The sequence below is a fragment of the Holospora undulata HU1 genome (assembly GCF_000388175.3).
Taxonomy (GTDB): Bacteria; Pseudomonadota; Alphaproteobacteria; order Holosporales; family Holosporaceae; genus Holospora; species Holospora undulata_A.
Genome location: NZ_ARPM03000203.1, coordinates 1 through 3,637, shown reverse-complemented (window position 1 = coordinate 3,637; position 3,637 = coordinate 1). Strand labels below are relative to the sequence as shown.

The window sequence follows — 3,637 nt, the reverse complement described above, 5'->3', positions numbered from 1 at the left end:
GCCCCATCCTCAATTAAGTTAATTTTTTATATTTTTTGAAAATTTAATAGAAAATTCAGAAGGATTTTGTATTCAATGAGACGGTATGCGTTGAGGCAGAGGGGTCGGCTCAAGGATCTTTTACCTGGAACCTCGGGAGGTGTGCGCGTTACAGCAAAAGATACCCCCCTCCTGTTTGTGTAGGCTGTTTTATACCGTTACCGTGCAGGAATTTCGTGGCCGGAGAGGTTTGGCGCTTTTAAAGCTATCCATCCGCTTTACGAGTTAGAGCCAAAAGGGCGTATAGAAAAGAGTCTTTTAGGCGCTGGCAAAAGACGCCAAAACGAGTACGCGATGATCGATTCCACGATTGTGGGCGCCTACTAACACAGAGCTGGAACTAAAAAAAACGAGAACCAGGCCATCCTGAGCACTAAGATTCATGCAATCTGTGACGCCCAAGGCAATATCACTAGTAATCCCATCGCTTTTCACTTGACAAAAGGTCAGACCCATAATTTGGAAGGCGCTGATCACCCCGTGAAGGCTGGTGCGGTACTTGCCGATAAAGCGTATGATGCCGATGAAAGGAGGCAGAGAAAACTCAAAGAAAAAGGGGGGGGAAGGCCGTGATCTCTCCTAAAAAAACCCGTTCAGTGCCTTCAAATTATGATACATATCTTTTTAAATCCCGTCTTTGATCGGAGAATTTCTTGGCCAAAATGAAAGCAATACAAAGCCATTTCCCTGTGCTATGAAAAAACGTCTTAGAATTTTCTAGGCGCTATTCACTTGGCTTTACTTGTCGTTTGGCTTAATTGAATACGGGCCTTAGTAAAAAAGAAAGTAGGGGCTTAGTGTTTTTTTGCTCTTCTAAAAAATATCTTAATGTTCCTTAATGAATATTTTGTGAAAAACTTTGTTTTTATTTATCTTACACCGTATTAATTTTTCGAATTCGCTTTCTTTTATAAAATATTTTTGATAAATTTACAGCGTGTAGGGAGTTTTATTAAAAATTTTATGGACTCTGCGGTATTAACAGTAACTGAATTATCTGTCCAGTTGAAGCACGCTTTGGATGCTCATTTTTCGCAAGTTATAGTACAAGGAGAAATCTCTGGATATAAGCAACATGTTTCAGGGCACCACTATTTTTCTTTAAAGGATGACAAAAGTGTTATTGATGGTGTGTGTTGGAAAGGCACATCTTTAAAAATGGTACTAAAAGACGGGATGCAGGTTTTGTGCCAGGGGAGAGTTAGTGTATATGGTGCGCGTTCCAAATACCAGCTCTTAGTATCTCATATACAAGAACAAGGGAAAGGTGTTTTGTTAGAACAGTTAGAGCGCTTAAAAGCCAAACTTCAGTTAGAAGGTGTATTTTCCCAAAAACGTTCTTTACCCTTGTTTCCGCAACATTTAGGAATTCTGACATCTCCCACTGGTGCTGTTATCCAAGATATGCTAGATCGATGCAAAGCACGATGGCCTTGTCGTATCACTGTTTTTCCTATTCAAGTGCAAGGGGGGCGTGTAACCGAAGATGTTTTGCAAGGGTTGAGATTTTTTCATGCTCTTTGTGAAGAAGAGCGGCCAGAAATTTTGATTATTGCAAGAGGGGGGGGAGTATAGAAGATCTCTGGGGGTTTCAAGAAGAAATTCTAGTAAGGGGGGTGGCTTCTAGTCTGATTCCCACTGTCAGCGCTATTGGTCATGAAACTGATACAACTTTGATAGATTATGCTGCAGATTTACGTGCGCCCACCCCTACAGCAGCCATTGAGCTTGTTTTACCTAATCGTCAGGAACTATTAAAGCGTTTGGCAGGGGCTGGGCAAAGAATTCAAAATTATGGAGATACTTTTTTGGAATTGTGCACGATAAAGTATAAGAATTTGTATCAGCGCTATCATGGGTTTGATCGCTACCCGCAAGAGCCATTGATGCAAGATTTAGATAATCTTTGGGATAAAATTTGTTACGGAATTAAGAGGGGACTTGAGAAAAAACGTACGGAATTTTTAAGAATAGAGGCAAAAATCCACCAAAAATGGGGGGATACACGCTGGGCAGATACTCAAATTTCTGTGTGGAAAGATAGACTGGTTCATAATATTAAAACTCAAATCAGACAAAAAGAAGAGGCATTACACTGGATGGCGCACAGACTTAAAGCATCTTCTTACAAAAAAATACTGGCAAGAGGGTTTACTTTGGCGCAAACTGAATCAGGAAGTTTACTGACATCTGCTTTGCTTGCACACTCTGGGCAATCCATAAAATTAGTATGGCATGATGGAGTTCGTACTGGGCGATTAGATTAATGAATGTATTTTAATACTTTTTTCTTGCAGTGAAAAAATTTTGAGACTTTGAACCAAAGATAGCATGATTGATTTTTAAAGTTTTATTAACTTGAAGTGCCGAAAAAATACGCATTGTTCTCTTTAGCATTTCAAGAGATCGTGTGCTTGCAAAGGGGTTTCGATGAAATCTTGCAAACCAATGGCGGTGTTGACCGTTATTTTGTTCAATGGAAAACGTTTTATCTTTTTCCTGAAAGAGGCGGTTGCTTGGAATAATTTTATTAAAACTTGCCCAATGATCTGCACAATAAAATAAAATTTTCCATTTTTTTAATCGTTCAAAAAGTCGTTTGAGTGTTTGCCTTGAGAGATCACCAAATTCCCAATCGATAATCCGTTTTCCAGCACGATCATAGGCTTTAAAAATTCAAATTTTTTGCTGCTTTTTTTTAATAATGCCAAAATTCATCGACTTCCATGACAATATACCAAATCAAACTGAAAGTGTTGGACTAACGGGTTGAAAGTTATCATTGACGCGCTCGACAAGATCCATGACGATGTTGTCTCAGGTGTGCAGCATATTCTGGCAAAACTCTTTGACAGAGACGAAAAATCGATTATTGCGCACATATTCATTTTTCGATGGGGGGCAGGTTGGTGCTATAGGGAGGGCAAATAATGCACCTCAATCCCCCTTTCTTTTGCTGTTTTTTGGAGGTTTTTGCTTGTGTTATAAGGTCTTTGATCCAAGATCAGGTGAATGTTAGGTGCCTTTGGATAAGCGTCTTTCAGCTGATAAAAAACGTCTTCAAGGTTTTTAAGAGACACCACCGTAAGGCGCATGTGCCTCCCATCAGGGTTCATGCGTGTAGGCAGTCGTCGGCAATGGGGTGCCTGACAGGTGATTTTCGTTGTCATGGTGGGGTGCGCGCCATCACCAAACATCCGGCAGTATTGTCATCACCGTTGAATAAACGCTTCCTGCTTGGCTGCCTTTTCGGGCCGTGCTGCTGGCTTTTTAAATGAAAAATTATGGGCGCGCAACGTCTTGCCTTGAATCGCAGTCATAGGGTTCAAGAACATAAGCGCAGATATCGCTTACTTTCATATACGTGGTGGCTTTCCAAATGCGCGATAAGTTCCGCTGTTTGTGAAATATTCAGCTTGCTTACAGAGCCCTTGCTTTACACCATTAACTTTTGATCTTCCTTATACTTCTCTACGATCGTCAATCAGAAGAGCCTTAGCAGTTTGACGATAGCTTCACCCTTTGTCGGATAAAAAAACTGCCTTAATCCTATCTTCTACGCGTCGGCTCTTAAGGCAACACGATCTTCTTTCAGAAA

Annotated in this window: 4 protein-coding genes and 2 pseudogenes; 3 read left to right on the top strand and 3 right to left on the bottom strand. The window is 40.6% G+C overall.

The window, feature by feature from the left end:
• The first annotated feature begins 75 nt into the window (after window positions 1-75).
• Both K737_RS09070 and xseA read left to right on the top strand, forming a co-directional pair.
• Window positions 76-750: pseudogene (locus K737_RS09070) on the top strand (IS5/IS1182 family transposase).
• A gap of 252 nt (window positions 751-1,002) precedes the next feature.
• Window positions 1,003-2,306 (top strand): annotated as a pseudogene (gene xseA, locus K737_RS12175) (exodeoxyribonuclease VII large subunit).
• 10 nt (window positions 2,307-2,316) lie between these two features.
• On the opposite strand, the gene K737_RS08600 reads toward xseA, so the two are convergent.
• Window positions 2,317-2,679 (bottom strand): IS1 family transposase, encoded by a 363-nt coding sequence (locus tag K737_RS08600; RefSeq protein WP_235075739.1) that lies wholly within the window; start codon window positions 2,677-2,679, stop codon window positions 2,317-2,319.
• A 129-nt stretch (window positions 2,680-2,808) separates the two neighbouring features.
• Here K737_RS08600 and K737_RS10165 point away from each other — a divergent pair, with 129 nt between their 5' ends.
• Window positions 2,809-2,970 carry a hypothetical protein gene (locus tag K737_RS10165; RefSeq protein WP_161630400.1) on the top strand — a complete coding sequence of 54 codons (162 nt, stop codon included), beginning with the start codon at window positions 2,809-2,811 and terminating at the stop codon, window positions 2,968-2,970.
• On the opposite strand, the gene K737_RS08595 is transcribed toward K737_RS10165, so the two are convergent.
• Both K737_RS08595 and K737_RS11565 read right to left on the bottom strand, forming a co-directional pair.
• The gene (locus K737_RS08595; protein ID WP_006302667.1) at window positions 2,952-3,236 is read right to left on the bottom strand and encodes a transposase; all 285 of its coding nucleotides are present in this window, start codon (window positions 3,234-3,236) and stop codon (window positions 2,952-2,954) included. The genes K737_RS10165 and K737_RS08595 overlap by 19 nt on opposite strands.
• A 15-nt stretch (window positions 3,237-3,251) precedes the next feature.
• Window positions 3,252-3,374, bottom strand: coding sequence for a hypothetical protein (locus K737_RS11565; RefSeq protein WP_268743844.1), 123 nt, complete (start codon window positions 3,372-3,374; stop codon window positions 3,252-3,254).
• Window positions 3,375-3,637: the final 263 nt, after the last annotated feature.